The sequence below is a fragment of the Streptomyces sp. CC228A genome (assembly GCF_021390935.1).
GTDB lineage: Bacteria > Actinomycetota > Actinomycetes > Streptomycetales > Streptomycetaceae > Streptomyces.
In genome coordinates, this window is record NZ_JAJPUI010000002.1 from 605,625 (window position 1) to 628,284 (window position 22,660).

Consider the following 22,660-nt stretch of genomic DNA (forward strand, 5'->3'; position numbering starts at 1 on the left):
TGCGGGGCGGCGTGCTCAGCCCAGGTGGGCTCAGCCCAGGCTGCCGGGGCGGGGCAGGGGCCTGCCGTACCAGAGCTCCAGCAGGTGGGACGCGATGGAGATGCCGTACGGCGGGAGGACCTCGCCCGTCTCGAAGGCGGCGGCCAGCTCCTCGCGGGAGAACCAGCGGGCCTCTTCGATCTCGTCGCCGTCCACGTTGATCTCGGAGGACGTGGCGCGGGCCATGAAGCCCAGCATGAGGCTGGAGGGGAAGGGCCACGGCTGGCTGGCCACGTACGCGACCTCGCCCACCGTCACGCCGGCCTCCTCGTACACCTCGCGGACCACGGACTGCTCGATGGACTCGCCGGGTTCCACGAAGCCCGCGAGCGTCGAGAAGCGCCCCTCGGGCCAGTGGACCTGGCGGCCGAGGAGGGCACGGTCCTGCTCGTCCGTGACGAGCATGATCACGGCCGGGTCGGTGCGCGGGTAGTGCTCGGCTCCGCAGGCGGGGCAGCGGCGGATGTGGCCCGCCGCGGCGATGACGGTGCGCTCGCCGCAGCGGGAGCAGAAGCGGTGGAGCCGCTGCCAGTTCTCCAGGGCGACGGCGTGCGCCATCAGCCCGGCGTCCCGGGCGGACAGCAGCAGCCCCGCCTCGCGCAGGCCGGCGGGGCGTGCCGACTGGTCCATGCGGCCGGGGAGGGCGTCCTTCTGGAGGGCGAAGTAGCTGACCCCTTCGGCGTCCCGGCCGAGGAAGTAGCGGTGCGTCTCGGTGAGCGGCGCCTCGAAGGACGGGGTCATGACGAGCTCGGTGCGCCCGTCCGGCATGTCGTCGACGAGTGCCTGGCCGCCGGACACCACGAAGACACGGGTGGTGGGGTGGCTCCACGCCGCTGCCAGCCACGCCTCGTCGAGGCGGTGGTGGGCCGCGCGGTCGATGCCGCTCGGGGCGGCGAGGCCGATCGGGCGGGTAGCGGCCTCGTTGCTGATGATGCTCACTGGTGCGTCCAACTCCCCCGGTGTCTGGGTGTGTGTGTCGGCGTGGTCGTCAGCGGGTGCCCCGCCGGCGGCGGTTTCCGGTGCGGTGGCGGGCCCCGGTGCGGTGGTGGGACCCGGCGCGGTGGCGGGCTCCGGTGGGGAGGTGGGCCCCGGTGGGGCGCCGGACTCCTCCGCCGGGGCGTACTCCGTAACCGAGGCGGACTCTGCCACCGGCGCGGACTCCTCCACCGAGGCGGGCTTCAACGCTGTACCGGGCTCCGGCACCGCGGCGGAGTCCCTCGCGGCGGAGTCCCTCGCGGCGGGCGGCTTCACCGCAGGGCGGCGGCGAGCTCGCCCCACAGGTGGGCGCTCGCCTCGGCGCCTTTGAGCAGGAGGTCCAGCTCCACCTTCTCGTTCGGTGCGTGCCAGCCGTCGGACGGTACGGAGATGCCGAGGAACAGCACGGGTGCGCCCAGCACGTCCTGGAGGTCCGCGGCGGGCCCTGAGCCGCCTTCGCGCGTGTAGCGGATCTTCGCCCCGTCGAAGGCCGTGCTCATGGCGCGGGTGACCGCCTGGAGCCCGGGGTGGTCGAGCGGGGTGAGGCAGGGCCGGGTGGGCGCCCCGAAAGTGGTCTTGTGGCGGATGCCGGCGGGGATGCGGGCGGCGACCCAGTCCCGTACGGCGGCCTCGACGCGGGCCGGGTCCTGTCCGGCGACCAGCCGGAAGGACAGCTTCAGCCGGGCAGAGGCCGGGATGATCGTCTTGCCGCCGGGCCCCTGGTAGCCGCCGCCGATGCCGTTGACCTCGGCGGTCGGGCGGGCCCAGACGCGTTCCAGCGTGGAGTATCCGGCTTCACCGAGGGTGCCGTGGGAGCGGGCCGTCGCCAGCCACGCCGCCTCGTCGAAGGGCAGCTCGGCGATCAGGGCGCGCTCGTCGTCGGTGAGCTCGGCGATGCCGTCGTAGAAGCCGGGGACGGTGACGCGTTCGGCGTCGTCGTGGAGGGCCGCGGCGATGCGGGCGGCGACGGTGGCGGGGTTGGGGACGGCCCCTCCGAAGGACCCGGAGTGGATGTCCTGGTCCGGCCCGTACAGCTCGATCTCGCAGTCCGCGACCCCGCGCATGCCGGTGCAGACGGTGGGGGTGGTCTCGCTCCACATGCCGGTGTCGGAGACGATCACGGCGTCGGCGGCGAGCCGGGCGCGTTCCCGTTCGACGAGCGCCCTGAAGTGCACCGATCCCGATTCCTCTTCACCCTCGACGAGCAGCTTGAGGTTGACGGCGGGGGCGGTGCGGCCGGTGAGCGCGAGGTGGGCGCGTACGCCCAGGGTGTGGAAGAACACCTGGCCCTTGTCGTCGGCGGCCCCGCGCGCGTGGAGCCGGCCGCCGCGGACGACGGGCTCGAAGGGGTCGGTGTGCCAGCCGTCCGCGCGGGCGGCCGGCTGCACGTCGTGGTGGCCGTAGACGAGGACGGTCGGCGCGTCCGGGTCGTCGGAGGGCCAGTGCGCGAACACCGCGGGGGCGCCGCCGCCCGCCGGGTCGGTCTCCCAGACCTCGGCGACGGGGAAGCCGGTCGCCTTGAGCTGGGCCGCGAGCCACTCGGCGCTGCGCCGCACGTCCGGGGCGTGCTCGGGCTGCGCGGACACGGAGGGGATGCGCAGCCAGTCCGTGAGGTCGCCGAGGAAGGCGGCGCGGTGCTGCTCTATGTACTTCCGTACGGTCTGGACGGCGCTGTCCGGGGTGTCGCTCATGCTCCTGAGCCTATCCGGCGCCGGAGGGTGCCCCGGGTGCCGTCTCACCGAGCAGGATGCGTTCCAGCTCGTCGCGGACGGGCAGGTGCGCGGGGCGTACGACCTCACCCGTCCGCACGTAGACGAAGGCGGCGGTGACCGCGTCCGGCGGCAGCCCGTGCTGCTCGGCCCAGGCCAGGCGGTACACGGCGAGCTGGAGGGGGTCGCCGGTGCGCCGCCGGCCGGTCTTCCAGTCGACGATCTCGTACGCACCGGTGCCCGGGTCGCGGTAGACGGCGTCGATCCGCCCGCGGACCACCCGGCCCGCCAGGGTCAGCTGGAACGGCGCCTCCACCCGGTGGGGGGTCCGGCGGGCGTACGGGGTGCGGGAGAACGCCTCCTTGAGCGCGGCCAGGTCCCGTTCGTCGGCGATCTCCGGCTCGTCGGCCCACACGTCGCCGCCCGGCAGCTCGTCCGGCCCGAGCAGGGGCAGCGGCAGCTCCTCGAAGCGGGACTCCACCCACGCGTGGAAGCGGGTGCCGCGCCGGGCCGCGGGCTGCGGGGGCTGCGGCATGGGGCGGGCCAGCTCGGCGGCGAAGCCGTCGGGGTCAGCGGCGAGTCTCAGCAGCTGCGACGCGGAGAGGGACGCGGGCAGCGGTACGTCACGGGTGGTGGCGCGGGCGCGCAGCAGCTCGCCGGCGAGTGCGTCCAGGTCCCGGTCCCAGGAGGCGACGGTGCGGGCCTCCTCGGGGGTGAGGGGCTCGGCGCCGGACGGGGTGCGGTGGCGGCGGGGTGCCGGAGCACGGGACGGCGCGGCGGCGTCGGCCGGTCGTGCGCCGCCCTCCGGGACCGGCGCAGGCACCGGGGAGCCGTCGGGGGCGGCTCCGTGCTGTGCCGGGGCAGGGGTGAGGGCTGCGGCCGGGACGCCGCCCGGAACGGGGGCGTCGGCTGCCGCTGCCTCCTCGGGCGACTGCGGGTCCCGCTGGTGGGGCAGGGCGTGCGGGGACATGCCCCGGGGCGCGGGGCCGGCAGCGGCGGCTCGGGGTCCGTCCGGGGGCGCGGTGCCGGGGCGGGCCGCCTCACCGGGGCGTGTCACCGTGCCCGGCGGGGCCGCCTCACCCGAGCGTGTCCCCGTGCCCGGAGGGGCCGCCTCACCCGAGCGTGTCACCGTGCCCGGAGGGTCGTCTGCGGAGGGGTCTCCTCACCTCGCCCCGCCCCGTGCAGCGGTTCGTACCCGGGGCGGTGCGTGTCCGGGTGGTCGGCGTCCGGCCATGCCGGTGCGTCCTCGGGCCACGGCTCCTCCTCGGGCCACGGGTCGTCGAGGTCGTCCGGCCACAGGACGGTGTCGGGTTCCGCAGCGGGGCCACGGCCCGGCGCCGGGTCCCTGCGGTGCTCCTCCGGGCGCGGGCCGCGGCGGCATCGTCCGCATCCGGGCAGGGGTACGGGCCTCGGTCCGAGCAGGCATCCCCGTCGGCGGCCGCGGCGCCGCCCTGCGGGGGGGCCGCCCGGTCGTACGGCTGGTCGCGGAGTTCTTCCAGGTGGGCGAGCACGGTGTCGCGGGCCGCGCGGCGGCGGGCCAGCGACTCGGGGTCCAGGGGCAGGGGCCAGACCCGGTCGGCGGTGGCGGCGGTGAGCGCCGGGTTCTCCGCGTCCTCCTCCGGTTCCTCCGCCCACGCCTCGATCTCGCCGTGGCCGGCCGCGCAGTGGTCGTACAGCGCGTGGAGGAAGTCGGACGGGCCGCGGCGGCGCTTCTGGGAGGGCCCCCACCAGTGGGCGGACGCCAGCAGCAGGCTGCGGGGGCGGGTGAACGTCACGTACCCGAGCCGCAGCTCCTCCGTGTGCTGGTGGTCCTTCATGGCCTCCTTGAAGGCCCTGAGCGACGGGGCGTCCCACGTGTCGATGGCGGGCAGGGTGTCGGCGTCGCCGCGCAGGGCGTGCGGGAGGACCTGCGGCTGGGCGGTCCATGCCTCGCGGGCCCTGCTGCTGGGGAACTGGCCGGCGACGAGTCCGGGGACGGCGACGACGTCCCACTCCAGGCCCTTGGACTTGTGCGCGGTGAGCACCTTGACGGTGTTCCCGGCGCCGGGCAGGGCGTTGTCGAGGCCCTTCTCGTACTGGGCGGCGGTGCGGAGGAAGCCGAGGAAGGCGAGGAGGCTCGCGTCGCCGTCGAGGGACGCGAAGCGGGCCGCGACGTCGAGGAAGTTCGACAGGGTCTCGCGGCGGCGGGCGGCGAGGGCGTGGGGGGACGCCGACAGCTCCACCTCCAGGCCGGTGGTGGCGAGGATGCGGTGCAGGACGTCCATGAGGGGGTCGGCCAGGCCGCGGCGCAGGTCGCGCAGCTCCGCGGCGAGGCGTGCGAAGCGGACGCGGGCCGCGGCGGAGAACGGCAGCCCGTCGTCGTGCCCGCCCGAGTCCAGGAACGTGTCGAGGGCGTCCGCGAGGGACACCACCTCGGACGGGTCGACGCCCTCCACGGCGGCCGCGAGCCGCTCGTCGGGGTCGGCGGGGCCCTCCGCGTCCCGGTGCACGAGGAGGCGTGCGCGGCGGCCCAGGAGGGCGAGGTCGCGGGCGCCGATGCGCCACCGGGGCCCGGTGAGGAGCCGTACGAGGGAGGCGTTGGCGCCGGGGTCCTGGAGCACCTCGCAGACGGCGACGAGGTCCGCCACCTCGGGCAGGTGCAGGAGCCCGGACAGTCCGACGACCTCCACGGGGACGTCGCGGGCGACGAGGGCGGCCTGGATCTCGGGGAAGTCGGTGGCGGTGCGGCACAGGACGGCGATCTCGCCGGGCGCCTTGCCGGTGCGCACCAGGTGGGCGACGGAGTCCGCGAGCCAGGCGATCTCCTCGGCGTGGGTGGGCAGCAGGGCGATGCGGACGGTGCCGTCGCGTTCGGCGCCGGGCGCGGGGCGGAGGGCTTCCACGCCCGCGTGGCGGGCGCGCAGGGGCGCGGCGAGTCCGTTGGCGAGCCGGAGGAGGCGGCCGCCGCTGCGGCGGTTCTCGCTGAGGGCGAAGCGGGTGGCCGGGCGGCCGTCGCCGTGGGGGAAGTGCTCGGGGAAGTCGTCGAGGTTGGCGACGGAGGCGCCGCGCCACCCGTAGATGGCCTGGCAGGGGTCGCCGACGGCGGTGACGGGGTGGCCGGTGCCGCCGCCGAAGAGGCCGGACAGCAGGATCCGCTGGGCGACGGAGGTGTCCTGGTACTCGTCGAGGAGCACCACACGGAACTCGTCGCGCAGCAGCGCGCCCACTTCGGGGCGGGTGCGGGCGAGCTCGGCGGACAGGGCGATCTGGTCGCCGAAGTCGAGCAGGTCGCGCTCGCGTTTCGCGGCGCGGTAGCGGACGGCGAGGTCGAGGAGTTCCCGGCGGGCCGCGGCGGCTTCGGGCACCTTGCGGAGGTCGGCGTTGCCGAGGCGGGTGGCTTCCAGGGCGGCGAGGAGCGCGGAGTCGTGGGCGAGGAGGTCCTCGGGGCGTACGAGGTGCTCGGAGAGCTCGGCGTCGAGCGCCAGGAGGTCGCTGACGAGGGTGGGGAAGGAGCGGGTCAGCGCCGGGTACGGGCCGGGGGCCTCGCGCAGGACCCGGGCGGCGAGCTGGTAGCGGGTGGCGTCGGCGAGGAGGCGGGCGGTGGGTTCGAGGCCGATCCGCAGGCCGTGGTCGGTGAGGAGCTGCCCGGCGAAGGCGTGGTACGTGGAGATCCGCGGCTCGCCGGGGGGGTCGCCGGGGCCGGCCGGGTCGGGGTCGGTGACGCCGGCGCGGACGAGGGCGGTGCGGACGCGCTCCGCGAGCTCGCCCGCGGCCTTGTTGGTGAAGGTGAGGCCCAGGACCTGCTCGGGCGCGACCTGGCCCGTCCCGACCAGCCACACCACCCGTGCGGCCATCACCGTGGTCTTGCCCGAGCCGGCTCCGGCCACGATGACCTGCGGGGCGGGCGGCGCCGTGATGCAGGCCGTCTGCTCCGGGGTGAAGGGGATGCCGAGCAGTTCTTTGAGCTGCTCGGGGTCGGTGATGCGCGCGGTCACCCGGAGAAGGCTAACGGGGGCCGCTGACAGCGGCCCCCGTCACGCCCCGGAGCGGGGTCGGGGCGGGGACGCGCGGAGCGTCAGCCGCCGAGCTTCGCCGGGTCGACGACCTCGTCCACCGGCGGCGCCACGATCGTGATCTCGGTGCCGAACGCGGAGAGCTCGACGAAGCCGGGCTCCCTTCCGCCTTCGGCGGAGTACTTCAGCAGGTACGGGTCGCCCTCGGCGGCCCCGTAGTACGTGAGGGTCCGGTCGCCCTTCTTCTTGCTGAGGGCGAGCGCGGGCGCGCCGCCGACCTGGGTGACCTCGCCCTTGGTGAGGCCGCGCTCGTTCTGCTCGGCGTCCGGTCAGTCCGTGCGGTACGTCACAGCCGGGCGCTACTCGACGATGTGGCGGCCCTCGGGGCGGGCCGTGCAGGAGGAGCGGAAGGCGCAGTTCGCGCAGTGCTGGCCGGGGGTGGGGGTGAAGCGCTCGTCGAGGACGCGGCCGGCGGCGGTGGTGAGGAGGTCCGCGACCCAGTCGCCGGACGGCGGTTCCTGCGGTTGGACGCGCGGGAGGGCGTCGCCGCCCTCCTTCTTGGGGGCGGGCTGGCGCAGGTGGACGAGCTCGGCGCCGCCGGGCTCCGGACGGTCGCCGCCGAAGACGTCGTCGACGGCGCCCTCGCGGACGGCGAGCTGGTAGACGGCGAGCTGCGGGTGGCGGGCCACCTCGTCCTTGGTGGGGGTCTGCTTGCCGGTCTTGAAGTCGACGACGTACGCGCGGCCGTGCTCGTCGCGTTCGACGCGGTCCATGGAGCCGCGGATCCGCACCTGGTACTCCCCCGCCCCCAGGGTGAGGTCGAAGCCGTGCTCCGTGGCGGCGGTGGTGCGGCCGCCGCGGTCCGACACGTGCCAGCGCAGGAAGCGCTCCAGCGCCTCGCGGGCGTGCGCCTTCTCCTGCTCGGACTTCCAGGGGGCGTCGAAGGCGAGGGCGCCCCAGACGCGGTCGAGGCGCTCCATGAGGACGGCCAGATCGGCGGGGGTGCGGCCGGAGGCGACCTCGTCGGCGAGGACGTGGACGACGTTGCCGAAGCCCTGCGCGGCGGTGGCGGGCGCGTCCGCCCGTACCTCGCGGCCCAGGAACCACTGGAGGGAGCAGGTGTTGACGAGCTGGTCCAGGGCGCTGCCGGACAGGGTGACGGGCCGGTCGCGGTCGCGGAGGGGCGCGGCGGACCGCGTGGGCTCGTCGAGTCCCCACCAGCGGTGCGGATGGGCGGCGGGGACGAGCATCTGCCCGTCCTGGTCGGTCAGCGCGGCGAGCCGTGCGAGACGGCGGGCGGCGGCGTCCCGCAGGGCGGGCGAGGCGTCCGGGTCGACGGTGGTGGCGCGCAGTTCCGCGACGAGCGCGGCGACCGCGAGGGGGCGGCGCGGGCGGGCGGTGACGTCCTCCGGTTCGACCCCGAGCTCGGTGAGGAAGCGGCTGGGCTGGTCGCCGTCCTCCGCGGGCGCCTTCACGGCGGTGACCACGAGCCGGTGCTTCGCGCGCGTGGCGGCCACGTAGAAGAGCCGGCGTTCCTCGGCGAGCAGGGCCGACTGCGGCAGCGGCTCGGCCAGGCCGTCGCGGCCGATGCGGTCCGCTTCGAGGAGGGAGCCGCGGCGCCGCAGGTCGGGCCAGAGCCCCTCCTGCACGCCCGCCACGACGACGAGGCTCCATTCCAGGCCCTTCGCGCGGTGGGCCGTCATGAGCCGTACGGCGTCGGGGCGGACGGGCCGCCGCTTGGCGAGGGTGTCGGCCGCGATGTCCTGCGCTTCGAGCTCTTCGAGGAAGTTCAGGGCGCCGCGCCCGCCGGTGCGCTTCTCGGCGCGGGCGGCGGCGTCGAAGAGCGCGCAGACGGCGTCCAGGTCGCGGTCGGCGTTGCGGCCCGCGGCGCCTCCGCGGAGGGCCGCGCTGTGGAGGCGGTGGGGCCAGTTGGTGCCGTTCCACAGCTCCCACAGGGCTTCTTCCGCGGTGCCGCCGCCCAGGAGGAGTTCCTGCGTCTTGCGCAGGAGGCGGCCCAGGTTCTGCGCTCCGCGCGCGTAGGCGGGGTCGTGGACCACGAGCCGCTCGGGTTCGGCGAGGGCGCGCGCGATCAGCACGTCGGAGGGCTCGGGCACCTTGGTGCCGGCCGCCCTCTCCTCGTCGCGCAGTGCGCGTCCGAGGCGCCGCAGGTCGGCGGCGTCCATACCGCCGAGGGGCGAGGCGAGCAGGGTGAGCGCGGTCTCGGTGTCGAGCCGGCCGCTGCCGGCGGCCGACGCCCCGGCGGACCCGCCCGCGGGGTCGCCGTGAGCGGCGGTGTCGCCGTGGGCGGGGTCCCCGTGGACGGGGTCCCCGTGGACGGGGTCCCCGTGAGCGGGGTCCCCGTGGGCGGCGTCTGCATGAGCGTGGGCGGGGTCCCCGTGGACGGCGGGGTCGCCGTGGGCGGGGTCACCGTGAGCGGCGGCCTCACCGTGGGCGGGGTCCCCGTGGGCGGCGGCGTCACCGTGAGTGGTGTCGGTACCCGGATCGGGGGCGTCGGCGGGGGGGACGGCCGTCGGCTGCGGGGCCTCGCCTGGGGCATCGGGGTCCATGCCATCCGCCGGAGCAGGCGGGACAGCCGAGGCAGGCGGTACCGCAGGTACAGGCGGGACAGCCGGCGCAGCCGAAGCAGGAGGTACCGCAGGTACAGGCGGGACAGCCGAAGCAGGCGCTACCGCCGGTACAGGCGGCGCAGGCGGTACCGCCGGCGCGGAGGCGGCGGTGGCGCGCAGGGCGGCTGTGGCCGTCGCGCGCAGGGCGGTCAGCAGCGGCGCCACGGCGGGCTCGTGGCGGAGGGGGACGTCCGCGCCGTCGATGTCGAGGGGCACACCCGCCGCCGTGAGGGCCCGCCGCAGGGGCGGCAGGGAGCGGCCGCCCGCGCGCACGAGGACGGCCATCTCGTTCCAGGGCACCCCCTCCTCCAGGTGGGCCCGGCGCAGGATGTCCGCGATGTTGTCGAGCTCCGTCGACGCCGTGGGGAAGGTGTACGCCTCCACCCGGCCGCCCTCCCGTACGGGCGTGAGCGCACGGTGCGCGCGCACCGCGTCGGCGGGCAGCCGGGACAGCGGCATCCGCTGCGTGAGGAGCCGCGTCGCGGCCAGCAGCCGCGCCGACGAGCGGCGGGACGCGGTCAGCACGGCGACGGGCGCGGGGCGGCCGTCGGCGCGGCGGAACGTGCGGGGGAACTCCAGGATGCCGTTCACGTCGGCGCCCCGGAACGCGTAGACGGACTGGTCGGGGTCCCCGAAGGCGTACAGGGTCCTGCCCCGCCCGGCGAGCGCCTGCAGCAGCCGGACCTGGGCCGGGTCCGTGTCCTGGTACTCGTCGACGAAGACCGCGTCGTACGAGGGCAGCTCCGCCTCCTGGGAGAGGAGCACGGCCCGGTGCACCAGCTCCGCGTAGTCCAGGACGCCCTGGAGGTCGAGGACGTCCAGGTACTCGGCCAGGAACTGCGCGGCCGCCGACCAGTCGCGCCGCCCGGTGCGCTCCGCGAAGTCGGCGAGCGCGCGCGGGCCCAGCCCGAGCTCGCGGGAGCGCGCGAGCACGGCCCGCACCTCGTCGGCGAAGCCGCGGGTGGTGAGGCAGGCCCGGAGCTCGTCGGGCCAGCGGACCCGGGCGAGACCGGCCCGCTCCAGTTCCGGCTGGCCGGCCAGCAGCTCGCGGACGGTGACGTCCTGCTCGGGCCCGGACAGCAGGCGCAGCGGCTCGGCGAAGAGGTCGGCGTCCTGGTGGGCTCGGACGAGGGCGTAGCAGTACGAGTGGAAGGTGGTGGCCTGCGGGGCGCGGGCGCCGCCGAGCCGGGCCGCCATGCGGTCGCGGAGCTCGACCGCGGCCTTGCGGCTGAAGGTGAGGACGAGCAGCCGCTCCGGGTCGGCGCCCTGCTCGATGCGGGCCGCCACCGCCTCCACCAGGGTGGTGGTCTTGCCGGTGCCGGGCCCGGCCAGCACGAGGAGGGGTCCGTCGGCGTGGTCAACCACCGTCCGCTGCGCTGCGTCCAGGGAGGGAGGGGTGACGGGGGCCGGCGGGGTGCGCACCAGCCGGTACGCGCCGGGGGTCCGGTGCCGCGCCGGTTCGTGCCCCTGGTGCGGCGCTCGCCGGGTGCTGGAGGAGGAGCTCACGTGGATCGCCGGTCCTGACGGGTGTGCTGGGGGGTGGAGGAGCAGTGGTGGAGAGGCACCGCCCCGCCGTATGGCGGAAGCTGTCAATTGTGAGGCAACGGACCACCGGCGTCGTCGCCCCCGGTGCCGCCGTCCCATCGGGCCCGCCGCATGTCGATGCGCGGCAGACGGGTCGCGTCGGCGTGCGCGGCGTCCCGCAGGGGCGTGGCCTCCTCACGGTAGTGGGCGAGGGCGCGCGACTCGTGGCCGGGCAGCAGCCTGCCGTCGGCGCGGACGACCCGCCACCACGGCACGGCGCCTCCGTACAGCGCCATCACCCGGCCCACCTGGCGGGGCCCGCCGGCACCGAGCCACTCGGCGACGTCCCCGTAGGTCATGACCCTGCCAGGCGGGATGAGCTCCGCGACCTCCAGTACGCGCTCCGCGTAGTCGGGCAGCCGGTCGGGGTGCTTCGCGGTCTGCTCAGGTGGGTGCTCCTCGGCGGTCTTCCGGTCCACCCGGTCCATCCTGCACCACGGGTCCGACAACGCGGTCGGCGCGGTCATCACCCCCTGATGCCCCCCTGTACCTCCCGGTCATGCCACCATCTTCCGGGCGGTGACTGGTGATACGAGACCAAGAAGAGACAGCGAACGCGAAGGGACAGGACGTGCGGCCTTCGAATGTGGCGAGCACGCCCGACGCCGAGCCGCGCCCTGACGACGCCGCGCACCGCCCGGGCGGCACCTCCGGGGCAGCCTCCGCCGAGGACCGCTCCGGCCGGGTGCCGGCCGACGGCCCGGGCGGCAGCGCCGACCCCACCGACCCCACTGACACCGCCGCCGCCGACGCGACCGCCGCCACCGGGGGCGCCACCGACGCCGTTACGGGCCCCGGCGCCGGCGCCGGTGCCGACGCGGGCACCGGCGGCGCACACGCCCATGGCTCACCGCCCGAACGGGACGCCGGCGCCCCGGCGTCCCACGACTCCTCCGCCGGCGCACCCGCGGCCCACGGTCCACCGACCGGCCCGCCGACCGGTCCACCAGACGGGCCAACGGCCGGAAGCGGTTCCGCCGCGGGCGGCGGCGGCCGGCGGGCCCGTGCGTCCGGAGCGGCGCACCACGACCGCGTGTCCGGCGACGAGCCGCTGCTCGCGGCCCGCGTGCACCGCCCCTCCGACCTCCTGCGCCTGCTCGTCGGCGTGCTGTCCATCGCCGTCGTCCTGGCCATCGCGGCGTTCGCGAGCGGGACGACGTCCGGCCTGGAGCAGGACATCAGCAAGGGCACCGGCCAGGCGCCCGACGTGTTCGTCAAGCTCGCCGGCCTGGTGTCCAGCATCGCCGTGCTGCTGGTCCCGGTGGCGTTCGCGATCGAGCGGCTCGTCAAGCGGGACGGCCTGCGCATCGCCGACGGCGTCCTCGCCGCCGTGCTCGCGCACGGGGTGACCCTCGCCACGGACCTGTGGGTGGCGCGGGCGGCGCCCAGCGCGATCCAGGACGCGCTCACCCAGCCGCAGAGCGGCGGCGGGCTCACGGACCCCGTCCACGGCTACCTGGCGCCGGTGATCGCGTACATGTCGGCCGTCGGCATGGCCAGGAGACCGCGGTGGCGGTTCGTCCTGTGGGTGGTGCTGCTGCTCGACGCCTTCACCATGCTCGTCGCCGGGTACACGACCCCGCTGTCGATCATCCTGACGGTCCTCATCGGTGTCACGGTGGCGTACGGCACGCTCTACACCGTCGGGTCGCCCAACGTCCGCCCCACCGGTCAGACGCTGCTGGCCGGACTGCGGCACGTCGGGTTCCACCCGGTGTCGGCGAGGCGCGCGGAGGCCGGGGTACCGGAGACCGCCGAGCAGGGCGACCGGGGCCGCCGCTACATCGTGACCCTGGAGGAGGGCTCACCGCTCGACGTCACCGTCGTCGACCGGGAGCAGCAGGCGCACGGCTTCTTCTACCGGGCGTGGCGCCGGCTGACGCTGCGCGGCTTCACGACCCGCCGGTCCATCCAGTCGCTGCGGCAGGCCCTGGAGCAGGAGGCGCTGCTGGCGTACGCGGCGATCGCGGCGGGCGCCAACGCGCCCAAGCTGATCGCGACCTCCGAGCTCGGGCCGGACGCCGTCATGCTGGTGTACGAGCACCGGGCGGGCCGCCCGCTGGACGCCCTGGCGGACGAGGAACTCACCGACCGGGTGGTGCTGGGCTGCTGGGAGCAGGTGAGGGCCCTGCAGTCGCGGCGCATCGCGCACCGCAGGCTGACGGGTGACGCCCTGCTGGTGGATCGTTCCGGCAACGTGGTCATCACGGACCTGCGGGGCGGGGAGATCGCGGCGGGCGACCTGGTGCTGCGGATGGACATCGCGCAGCTGCTGACGACGCTGGGGCTGCGCGTGGGCCCGGAGCGGGCGGTGGCCGCGGCCGTGGAGGTGCTCGGCCCGGACAAGGTCGCCGACTGCCTGCCGCTGCTGCAGCCGATCGCGCTGAGCCGGTCGAGCCGGGCGACGCTCCGGCGGCTGGCGCGGGAGCGGTCGCAGCGGGAGCGGGACGCCGTGCTGCGGGCCTCGCAGGCCGCCAAGGAGGCGCGGCTCGCCGCGGCCGGGGGCGGCGGCGGGCCGGCGGAGGCCAAGGCGGACCGCAAGGCGGAGCGCGCCGAGAAGCAGGCGGAGAAGCGGGCGCTGGAGGACGCGCTGCACGGGGCGCGCGAGGAGGACCTGCTGGCGCAGATCCGCCGCCAGGTGCTGCTGATCCGGCCGCAGGCGCCGGTGGAGCCGGTCCGCCTGGAGCGGATCAGGCCCCGTACGCTCATCAGCCTGATCGCCGGGGCGGTCGCCGCGTACTTCCTGCTGTCGCAGATCGCGAGCATCCCGCTGTCGACGATCAGCGACGCGGCGTGGGGCTGGGTGACGGCGGCGGCGGTCTTCTCGGCGCTGACGTACGTGGCGGCGGCCATGAGCCTGCTGGGCTTCGTCCCGGAGCGGGTGTCGTTCCTGCGGACGGTGACCGCCCAGGTGGCGGGGTCGTTCGTGAAGATCGTCGCCCCGGCCGCGGTCGGCGGTGTGGCGCTGAACACCCGGTTCCTCCAGCGGTCGGGCGTACGGCCGGGCCTGGCGGTGGCGAGCGTCGGCGCGTCCCAGCTGTTCGGCCTGGGCGCGCACATCCTGCTGCTGCTGGCGTTCGGCTATCTGACGGGCACGGAGCGGTCGCAGGGCGACCTGACGCCGTCCCGTTCGGTGATCGCGGGTCTGCTGACGATCGCGGTGCTGGTGCTGGTGGTGACGGCGGTCCCGGTGCTGCGCAAGTTCGTGTCGACGCGGCTGCGCTCGCTGTTCGCGGGTGTGGTGCCGCGCATGCTGGACGTGCTGCAGCGGCCCGGGAAGCTGCTGACGGGCATCGGCGGCATGCTGCTGCTCACGGCGATGTTCGTGATGTGCCTGGACGCGTCGATCCGCGCCTTCGCGGACGGGGAGCAGCCGCTGAGCTACGCGAGTCTGGCCGTGGTGTTCCTGGCGGGCAACGCGATCGGCTCGGCCGCGCCGACGCCGGGCGGTGTGGGCGCGGTCGAGGGCGCGCTGCTGGGCGGTCTGCTGCTCGCGGGGGTGCCGAAGGAGGTCGCGGCCCCGGCGGTGCTGCTGTACCGGCTGCTGACGCTGTGGCTGCCGGTGCTGCCGGGCTGGTTCTCGTTCAACTACCTGACGCGGAAGGGTTCGCTCTAGGCCGACGGGGCGCGGCCCGCCCGCGGAAGGTCCGCCGGCGCCTCCCGGGCGGCTCCGCAGGGCGTTCCCCCGCTGTACGGCCGACGGCTCCGCAGGGCGTTCCCCCGCTGTACGGCCGACGGCTCCGCAGGCGTTCCCCTGCTGTACGGTCGGCGGCTTCGGCCGCTCTGCGGCTGCCCGGCCGGCGGGTTCCGCAGGGGCCCGCGGCCGGTCCCGGCAGTCGCCGTTCGGGCCCACACGGCCCGTACGCGGGGTCCCGAGCGCGCTCCCCCGGCATGGGAGTTTCGCACCGCACTGACCGCAGCCGCCAGGAGGATCAGCCGATTCCCCTTGCAGATGCGAGCACTACCGGCCTAGATTGCCGCACATGCGGTCCTATACCACTCAGCAGGCGGCGCGGCTCCTCGGCGTGAGCGCCGACACCGTTCGCCGCTGGGCCGACGCCGGAAGGCTGCCGACCCGCAGGGACGAGACGGGCAGGCGCCTCGTCGACGGGCCCGACCTGGCCGCCTTCGCCGTGGAGCTGGCGCAGCAGGCGGACGAGGCCGGGGACGTGCCGTACACCAGCGCCCGCAACGCGTTCGCGGGCATCGTGACGGCAGTGAAGCTCGGCGACGTGGCCGCGCAGGTGGAGATCCAGGCGGGACCGCACCGGCTGGTGTCGCTGCTCACCCGGGAGGCCGTGGAGGAACTCGGCCTGGAGGTCGGCGTCGAAGCGGTGGCGCGGGTGAAGTCCACCAGTGTCCTCGTCGACCGTGTCTGAGCGTCCGGAGGTCGCGATGTTCCGTCGTGTGGCGGGGGCGGTGTGCGCGGGGGCGGTGCTGCTCTCCCTCACGGCGTGCGGCGGTGCCCCGTCCGGCGGCGGCGAGGCCGGCGGCGGCAGGCTGACCGTGCTGGCCGCCGCGTCGCTGACCGACGTGTTCGAGGACGTGGGCGCCGCGTACGAGAAGGAGCACCCCGGCACCGAGGTCGCGTTCTCCTTCGCCGGGTCGCAGGAGCTGGCCTCGCAGGTGCGCCAGGGGGCTCCGGCGGACGTCCTGGTCACGGCGGATGCGGCGACGATGGACTCCCTGGAGGGCGAGACGCGCGAGCCCGTCGTCATCGCCCGGAACCGGCTCGTCATCGCCACCGCCGCGGGCAACCCGGAGGGCGTCGCCGGTCTGAAGGACCTGGCCCGCAGCGACCTCAAGGTGGTGCTCGCCGCCCCCGAGGTGCCCGTCGGGCGCTACAGCCGGCAGGCCCTCGACCGGGCGGGTGCGGCGGTACGGCCCGTGTCGGAGGAGCCGAACGTCCGCGCCGTCCTCGCCAAGGTGCGGCTCGGCGAGGCGGACGCGGGGCTCGTGTACGCCACGGACGCCGCCGCGGCCGGCGGCGAGATCGCTGCCGTCGCCGTGCCGGACGCGCAGAACGCCGTCGCCTCCTACCCGGCGGCAGCGCTGGACTCGGCGGAGAACGAGCAGGGCGCCCGGTCCTTCGTGGCGTGGCTGCGGTCCGCGCAGGCGCGCGGGCTGCTGGAGCGGGCGGGATTCGAGGCACCGTGAGCACCGCCCCGCGCCGGGTCCCCGCGGCGCTCGCACTGCCCGCCGCCGTGGCCGTGGCGTTCCTGCTGGTGCCTCTGGCAGGGGTGCTGGCGCACGCGCCGTGGGGCAGCCTGGCCGGGCGCCTGACGGCCCCCGCCGTGCGCGAGGCGCTGGGCCTGTCGGTGGTCGTGTCGGCGTGGGCGCTGCTGCTGTCCCTCCTGCTCGGCGTACCGCTGGCGTGGGTGCTGGCCCGGGTGGACTTCCCGGGGAAGCCCCTCGTACGGGTCCTGGTGATGCTGCCGATGGTGCTGCCGCCGACCGTGGCGGGTGTGGCGCTGCTCCAGGGGTTCGGGCGGCGGGGGCTGCTGGGCGGTGCGCTGGAGGACTGGTTCGGGGTGGCGCTGCCGTTCTCGACCGCGGGGGCCGTCGTGGCGGCGGCGTTCGTGTCGCTGCCGTTCCTGGTGATCAGTCTGGAAGGCGCGCTGGCGGGGCTGCACCCGCGGTACGAGGAGACCGCGGCGTCCCTGGGCGCGTCGCCGCTGCGCGCGTTCTTCACGGTGACGGTGCCGATGGTCGGCCCCGGGCTGGTCGCGGGCGCGGCGCTGTGCTGGGCGCGGGCCCTCGGGGAGTTCGGGGCGACGATCACCTTCGCCGGGAACCTCCCCGGCACCACCCAGACCCTGCCCCTCCAGGTGTACCTGCTGCTGCAGAACGACCCGGCGGGCGCGGTCGCGGTCTCCCTGCTGCTGCTCGTGGTGGCCACGGCGGTGCTGGTCGCCCTGCGCGGCCGCTGGCTGGGGCCCGCGGCCTCCCGGACCCCTGCTGCGGCGGCCCGGGACGGGGACGCGCAGGAGCCGCAGCCGGGTCCCCGCGACCCGCACCCGGCCGCCGGGGAGGCGAGGGCCGCAGCGGACGCGGACGCCGGCGGGGCGGGTGGCGGGGGCCGCTGAGCGCCCGCGTCACCGGGGCCGTCACCGTGGAGCTGGACGTGCCCGCCGGGACGACCGTCGCCGTGGTGGGGCCGAACGGCGCCGGGAAGACGACGCTGCTGCGCGCCCTGCTCGGGCTCACCCCCGCGCCACCGCGTCGTCGGTACGGCTCGGCGACGACGAGCTCGCGCAGGTGCCGCCGCACCGGCGGGGGTCGCGTGGGTGCCGCAGGACGGGGCGCTGTTCCCGCACCTGTCGGCGCTGGCCAACACCGCGTACGGGCTCCGCTCGCAGGGCGTTCCCCGGCGGCACGCGCGCGTGGCGGCCCGGGAGCGGCTGGAGCGGCTCGGGGTCGGGCGGTTCGCCCACCGCAGGCCGGGTGAGCTGTCGGGCGGCCAGGCGCAGCGGGTGGCACTGGCCCGGGCGCTCGCCGCGCGGCCCCGGCTGCTGCTGCTCGACGAGCCGCTGGCAGCGCTGGACCAGACGACCCGGGCGCGGGTGCGGCACACCCTGCGGCAGCACCTGGCCGGCTTCCCGGGGGTGTGCCTGATCGTGACGCACGACCCGGTGGAGGCGGTGTCGCTCGCCGACCGGGTGCTGGTGCTGGAGGAGGGCCGTGTCGTCCAGTACGCGGAGCCCGGTGAGGTGGCCCGCCATCCACGCTCCCCGTGGGTGGCCCGCATGCTCGGGCGGAACGCCTGGTCCGGCACCGTGCGGGACGGGGGGCTGGAGCCGGTCGGCGGGGGCGGCTGGTCACCGCCGCCGACCCGGCTCCGCCGGACGGGACGGCGGCGCTCGCGGTGGTCGCCCCCGAGGCGGTGTCCCTGCACCGGGCGCGCCCGTCCGGCGGCAGCCCGCGCAACGTCTGGCGGGGCACCGTGCGGGAGCTCACCGCGCACGGTGCGCGCCTGCGCGTGCTGGTCGCGGACGCGCCGGCGCCCGGGCTGGACGTGGTGGCGGAGGTCACCCCGGCGGCCGTGGCGGAACTGCGGCTGGCGGAGGGTGCCGAGGTGTGGGTCAGCGTGAAGGCGACCGAGATCACCGTCGTCCCTCTGTGACGTACCGGAAGGACCACCGGGCGGAACCACGCACGTCCCCTCACCACCCGCATGGACGCCCGCGCAGGCGGTGGGCCGTCGGCGCGCCGACGATGGACGCATGCCGTTCACCCGCCCCACCCGGCGCCGCCGGGCCCCCGGCGGCTCCGCGCCGCCCGCGTCCCCCGGCGCGCGGTCGGCCTCGCCGCCGCGGTCGTCCTCGCAGCGGCCGCCGCGGGCTGCGGCGGGGGCGGAGACGGCGACGCCCCGCGCAAGGGCACGCCGAGCGCGCTGGGCGACCTCGCCCGGCAGGAGCTGTCCTGGAGCCCGTGCGTCCCCTCCCCGGTCTCGGAGGGCAACCAGCCGGCGCCCAGCCCGCTCCCCGACGGCACGCTCTGGGAGTGCGCGTTCATGGACGTGCCGCTCGACTACTCCACCACCGGGGGCGAGACCATCGAGCTGGGCCTCATCCGCGCCAAGGCCCGCGACGCGTCGCGCCGGATCGGCTCCCTGCTGTTCAACTTCGGCGGGCCGGGCGGCTCCGGCATCACGGCCCTGCCCGCCTTCGCGCCGGACTACGAGGCCCTGCGCAGCCGCTACGACCTGGTCAGCTTCGACCCGCGCGGGGTGGGCCGCAGCGAGGGCGTGCGCTGCTTCGACGACAGCGAGCTGGACGCGTTCTTCGCCCAGGACTCCACGCCCGACAGCCCGGCGGAGGAGCGGGCGCTGGTCGACTCCCTGGAGGAGTACGCGTCGGCCTGCGAGGAGGACTCCGGGGAGCTGCTGCCGCACGTCGGCACGGAGAACGCGGCCCGTGACATGGACCTCATGCGGCAGGTCCTCGGCGACGGCAAGCTGTACTACTTCGGCATCTCGTACGGCACGGAGCTGGGCGCCGTCTACGCGCACCTCTTCCCGAAGAACGTCGGCCGGGCCGTGCTGGACGCGGTCGTGGACCCCGGCGGCACCGCCCTGGAGGGCGCGCTCGGTCAGGCCAGGGGCTTCCAGCTCGCGCTGGACAACTTCGTGCGGGACTGCGTCTCGCGCGGCGACGAGTGCCTGCTGCCCGGCAGCACCCCGGACGAGGTGAAGTCCTTCATCCAGGACCTGCTGGCCCGGCTCGACCGGGAGCCCGTCGACGGTGCCGGCACCCGCGAGCTGACGCAGACCCACGCGGCGAACGGCATCATCCAGGCGCTGTACTCCAAGGAGTACTGGCCGTACCTGGAGCAGGCCTTGGACGAGGCCGACGGCGGCGACGGCGCCCTGCTGCTCGCCCTGTCGGACTCCCTGAACGGCCGCGACGAGACGGGCCGCTACAACAACCTCCAGGCGGCGAACGCGGCCATCAACTGCGTGGACACCAAGCAGCGCTTCACACGGGAGGACGTGGAGGAGCACCTGCCGAAGTTCCGCGAGGCGTCCCCCGTGCTCGGCGAGTGGTTCGCCTGGGGCCTGCTCGGCTGCTCCCAGTGGCCGGTCCCCGGCACCTGGGACAACCCGGTCGTCAGCGCCCCGGACGCGCCGCCGATCCTCGTCATCGGCACCACGGGCGACCCCGCCACGCCGTACGAGGGCGCCGCGGCGATGGCCGCGGCCCTCGGCAAGGGCGTCGGGGTGGAGGTCACCTACCGCGGCGAGGGGCACGGCGCGTACAACTCGGGCGACGCGTGCATCAAGCGGATCGTCGACGCGTACCTGCTGAACGGGAAGGTCCCGGCCTCCGGAACGGTCTGTCCCACGACTTAGGATGGCCGCATTCGTCGGATTCGTGGGGTGGTCAGGGCATGGGCGGACGTCGTTCCATACGGGTGCGGGCCGGCGCGGCGGCCGCGGTCGCGGCGCTCCTGGCGGGGGCCGTGGCCGGCTGCCAGTCGGAGGGTGCGGGCCGGAGTGAGGGCCGGAGTGACGGCAAGGGCGCCGGCTCGGGCGGCCCGTACGCGGCCCAGGACGTGGACTGGCGGGCCTGCGAGGCCCCCGGGGGCGGGGAGCGGCCGTCCAAGGGGTGGCGCTGCGCCGACGTGGAGGTGCCCGTCGACTACGCCGACCCGGACGGCGAGACGCTGTCCGTCGCGCTGATCCGCAAGGAGGCGACGAGCCGGAAGGACCGCATCGGCTCGCTCCTGTTCAACTTCGGCGGGCCCGGCGCGTCCGGCGTCGCCACCCTGCCGGCCTACGAGACCGAGTACGCCGGGCTCAACGCCCGCTACGACCTGGTGGCGTTCGACCCGCGCGGCGTCGGCGGCAGCTCGGGCGTGGTGTGCCGCGGCGACAAGGAGCAGGAGAAGGCGCTGGCCGAGGTCGACTCCACGCCCGACACGGCGGCCGAGGAGGCCGCCTACATGCGGGACGCCCGCTCCTTCGGGGCCGGCTGCGCCCGGGCGGCGGGGGACCTGCTGCCGCACCTGACCACGTCGAACACCGCACGGGACATGGACGTCCTCCGGCAGGTGCTGGGCGACGACAAGCTGCACTACCTCGGCTTCTCGTACGGCACGCAGCTGGGTGCCGTGTACGCGCACCTCTTCCCGAAGAACGTCGGCCGGCTCGTGCTGGACGCGGTCGTCGACCCGACCGCCGACACGGCGGCCCACGCCCGCCACCAGACGACCGGGTTCCAGAGGGCGCTGAACAACTACTTCCACAAGCAGGGCGAGGACCCGAAGGAGGGCACCGCGCGCGTGGCGGCGCTGCTGGAGCGGCTGGACGAGCAGCCGCTGCCCGCGGGCGACGGCCGGAAGCTGACGCAGAGCCTCGGCGTCACGGGCATCATCTACCCGCTGTACTCCGAGGACATGTGGCCCTACCTGACCCAGGGCCTGGACGACGCCGAGAGCGGTGACGGGACCATGCTGCTGGCCCTCGCGGACGGGTACAACGAACGGGGCGAGGACGGCCGCTACGGCACCACCACGCACGCCCAGCGCGCCATCTCCTGCGCCGACAGCAGCGAGCGCCCCACCCTGGGGGAGGCACGGGCGCTGGTGAGGGACCTCGCCGGGGTCTCCCCGGTGTTCGGGCCCGCGCTGGCCTGGGACACCGCCGGCTGGTGCGCCGACTGGCCCGCGAAGGGCGAGCGCGCCACGGTCGAGGTGAGCGCCCCCGGCGCGGCCCCCATCCTGGTGGTCGGGACGACGGGCGACTCGGCGACGCCGTACGAGGGCGCCCGGACCATGGCGGAGGAGCTCGGCGAGGGCGTGGGCGTCCTCGTCACCAACGAGGGCGAGGGCCACGGCGCCTACGGGTCGGCGTCCTGCGCGACCCGCGTCATCGACGACTACCTGCTGCGCGGCAAGGTGCCGGCGGACGGCACCACCTGCAAGGGCTGACCCCCTCCCCCGGCGCGCGCCGCGGGGGAGACCGGAAACGCACGACGCCAGGCCGGGCCGCACACCGCGGCCGGGCCTGGCGCCGTCGTCCGCCTGGCTCAGTAGACCGGCTTGTGGGGCTCGATCTGGTTGACCCAGCCGATGACGCCGCCGCCGACGTGGACCGCATCGGAGAAGCCCGCGGACTTCAGCACGGCGAGGACTTCCGCACTGCGGACACCCGTCTTGCAATGCAGGACGATCTTCTTGTCCTGCGGCAGGTCCTGGAGGGCGCTGCCCATCAGGAACTCGTTCTTCGGGATCAGGCGCGCGCCGGGGATCGAGACGATCTCGTACTCGTTGACCTCGCGGACGTCGATGATGTCGATGTTCTCGCCGTCGTCGATCCACTCCTTGAGCTGCTTCGGAGTGATCGTGGAGTCGGCGGCCGCCGCCTGGGCCTCCTCCGACACGACGCCGCAGAACGCCTCGTAGTCGATGAGCTCGGTGACGGTCGGGTTGTCCCCGCAGACCGCGCAGTTCGGGTCCTTGCGGACCTTGACCTGGCGGTACTGCATCTCCAGGGCGTCGTAGATCATGAGGCGGCCGACCAGCGGGTCGCCCACGCCGGTGAGGACCTTGATCGCCTCGGTGACCTGGATGGAGCCGATGGACGCGCAGAGCACGCCCAGCACGCCGCCCTCGGCGCAGGACGGGACCATGCCCGGCGGCGGGGGCTCCGGGTAGAGGCAGCGGTAGCAGGGGCCGTGCTCGGACCAGAAGACCGACGCCTGGCCGTCGAAGCGGTAGATGGAGCCCCAGACGTACGGCTTGTTCAGCAGCACGCACGCGTCGTTGACCAGGTAGCGGGTCGCGAAGTTGTCCGTGCCGTCGACGATCAGGTCGTACTGACCGAAGATGTCCATCACGTTGTCGGCTTCGAGCCGCTCCTCGTGGAGGACCACGTTCACATACGGGTTGATGCCGAGGACGGAGTCGCGGGCGGACTCCGCCTTGGAGCGGCCGATGTCCGACTGGCTGTGGATGATCTGGCGCTGCAGGTTCGACTCGTCGACCTCGTCGAACTCCACGATGCCGAGCGTGCCCACACCGGCCGCCGCCAGGTACATCAGGGCGGGCGAGCCGAGGCCGCCGGCGCCCACGCAGAGCACCTTGGCGTTCTTCAGCCGCTTCTGTCCGTCCATCCCCACGTCGGGGATGATCAGATGGCGGGAGTACCTGCGGACCTCGTCTACGGTGAGCTCGGCGGCCGGCTCGACCAGGGGTGGCAGCGACACGGGGACTCCGTTGGTCGTATGTCAGT

At 75.5% G+C, this 22,660-nt stretch carries 10 protein-coding genes and 2 pseudogenes; 6 read left to right on the forward strand and 6 right to left on the reverse strand.

Annotated features, from left to right (window positions below; all coding sequences use genetic code 11):
- Positions 1 to 30: 30 nt before the first annotated feature.
- The 5 genes and pseudogenes from nudC to L6E17_RS08080 all read right to left on the reverse strand — a co-directional run bounded on the left by nudC (position 31) and on the right by L6E17_RS08080 (position 11,354).
- Positions 31 to 978 carry an NAD(+) diphosphatase gene (gene nudC / locus L6E17_RS08060; RefSeq protein WP_236240064.1) on the reverse strand — a complete coding sequence of 316 codons (948 nt, stop codon included), beginning with the start codon at positions 976 to 978 and terminating at the stop codon, positions 31 to 33.
- Between the two features lie 308 nt (positions 979 to 1,286).
- Positions 1,287 to 2,705 (reverse strand): dipeptidase, encoded by a 1,419-nt coding sequence (locus L6E17_RS08065; RefSeq protein ID WP_236240065.1) that lies wholly within the window; start codon positions 2,703 to 2,705, stop codon positions 1,287 to 1,289.
- Between the two features lie 10 nt (positions 2,706 to 2,715).
- Positions 2,716 to 6,697, reverse strand: a pseudogene (locus tag L6E17_RS08070) (UvrD-helicase domain-containing protein).
- A gap of 377 nt (positions 6,698 to 7,074) precedes the next feature.
- Entirely contained in the window at positions 7,075 to 10,848 is a 3,774-nt protein-coding gene (locus L6E17_RS08075) for an ATP-dependent DNA helicase (protein ID WP_236240066.1), read from the reverse strand.
- Positions 10,849 to 10,931: 83 nt separating this feature from the next.
- Positions 10,932 to 11,354, reverse strand: coding sequence for an MGMT family protein (locus L6E17_RS08080; RefSeq protein ID WP_308315859.1), 423 nt, complete (start codon positions 11,352 to 11,354; stop codon positions 10,932 to 10,934).
- 605 nt (positions 11,355 to 11,959) lie between these two features.
- Between L6E17_RS08080 and L6E17_RS08085 the strand changes: the two genes are divergently transcribed.
- From L6E17_RS08085 to L6E17_RS08110, 6 genes and pseudogenes are all read left to right on the forward strand, one after another.
- Entirely contained in the window at positions 11,960 to 14,542 is a 2,583-nt protein-coding gene (locus L6E17_RS08085) for a lysylphosphatidylglycerol synthase transmembrane domain-containing protein (protein ID WP_236240068.1), read from the forward strand.
- Between the two features lie 367 nt (positions 14,543 to 14,909).
- On the forward strand, positions 14,910 to 15,305 hold the full coding sequence (locus L6E17_RS08090; protein ID WP_236240069.1) for a molybdopterin-binding protein: 396 nt from the start codon (positions 14,910 to 14,912) through the stop codon (positions 15,303 to 15,305).
- A gap of 16 nt (positions 15,306 to 15,321) precedes the next feature.
- Positions 15,322 to 16,083, forward strand: a complete 762-nt coding sequence (gene modA / locus L6E17_RS08095) for a molybdate ABC transporter substrate-binding protein (protein WP_236240403.1) — start codon at positions 15,322 to 15,324, stop codon at positions 16,081 to 16,083.
- Positions 16,080 to 18,049: pseudogene (locus tag L6E17_RS08100) on the forward strand (ABC transporter permease). The gene modA and the pseudogene L6E17_RS08100 overlap by 4 nt, the downstream one beginning before the upstream one ends.
- Positions 18,050 to 18,100: 51 nt before the next feature.
- Positions 18,101 to 19,777: an alpha/beta hydrolase gene (locus L6E17_RS08105; RefSeq protein ID WP_236240070.1), complete on the forward strand. Its 1,677-nt coding sequence runs from the start codon at positions 18,101 to 18,103 to the stop codon at positions 19,775 to 19,777.
- Positions 19,778 to 19,815: 38 nt separating this feature from the next.
- Positions 19,816 to 21,357, forward strand: a complete 1,542-nt coding sequence (locus L6E17_RS08110; protein WP_236240071.1) for an alpha/beta hydrolase — start codon at positions 19,816 to 19,818, stop codon at positions 21,355 to 21,357.
- Positions 21,358 to 21,455: 98 nt separating this feature from the next.
- Here L6E17_RS08110 and moeZ read toward each other — a convergent pair whose 3' ends face one another.
- Positions 21,456 to 22,634, reverse strand: a complete 1,179-nt coding sequence (gene moeZ / locus L6E17_RS08115) for an adenylyltransferase/sulfurtransferase MoeZ (protein WP_236240072.1) — start codon at positions 22,632 to 22,634, stop codon at positions 21,456 to 21,458.
- Positions 22,635 to 22,660 lie beyond the last annotated feature (26 nt).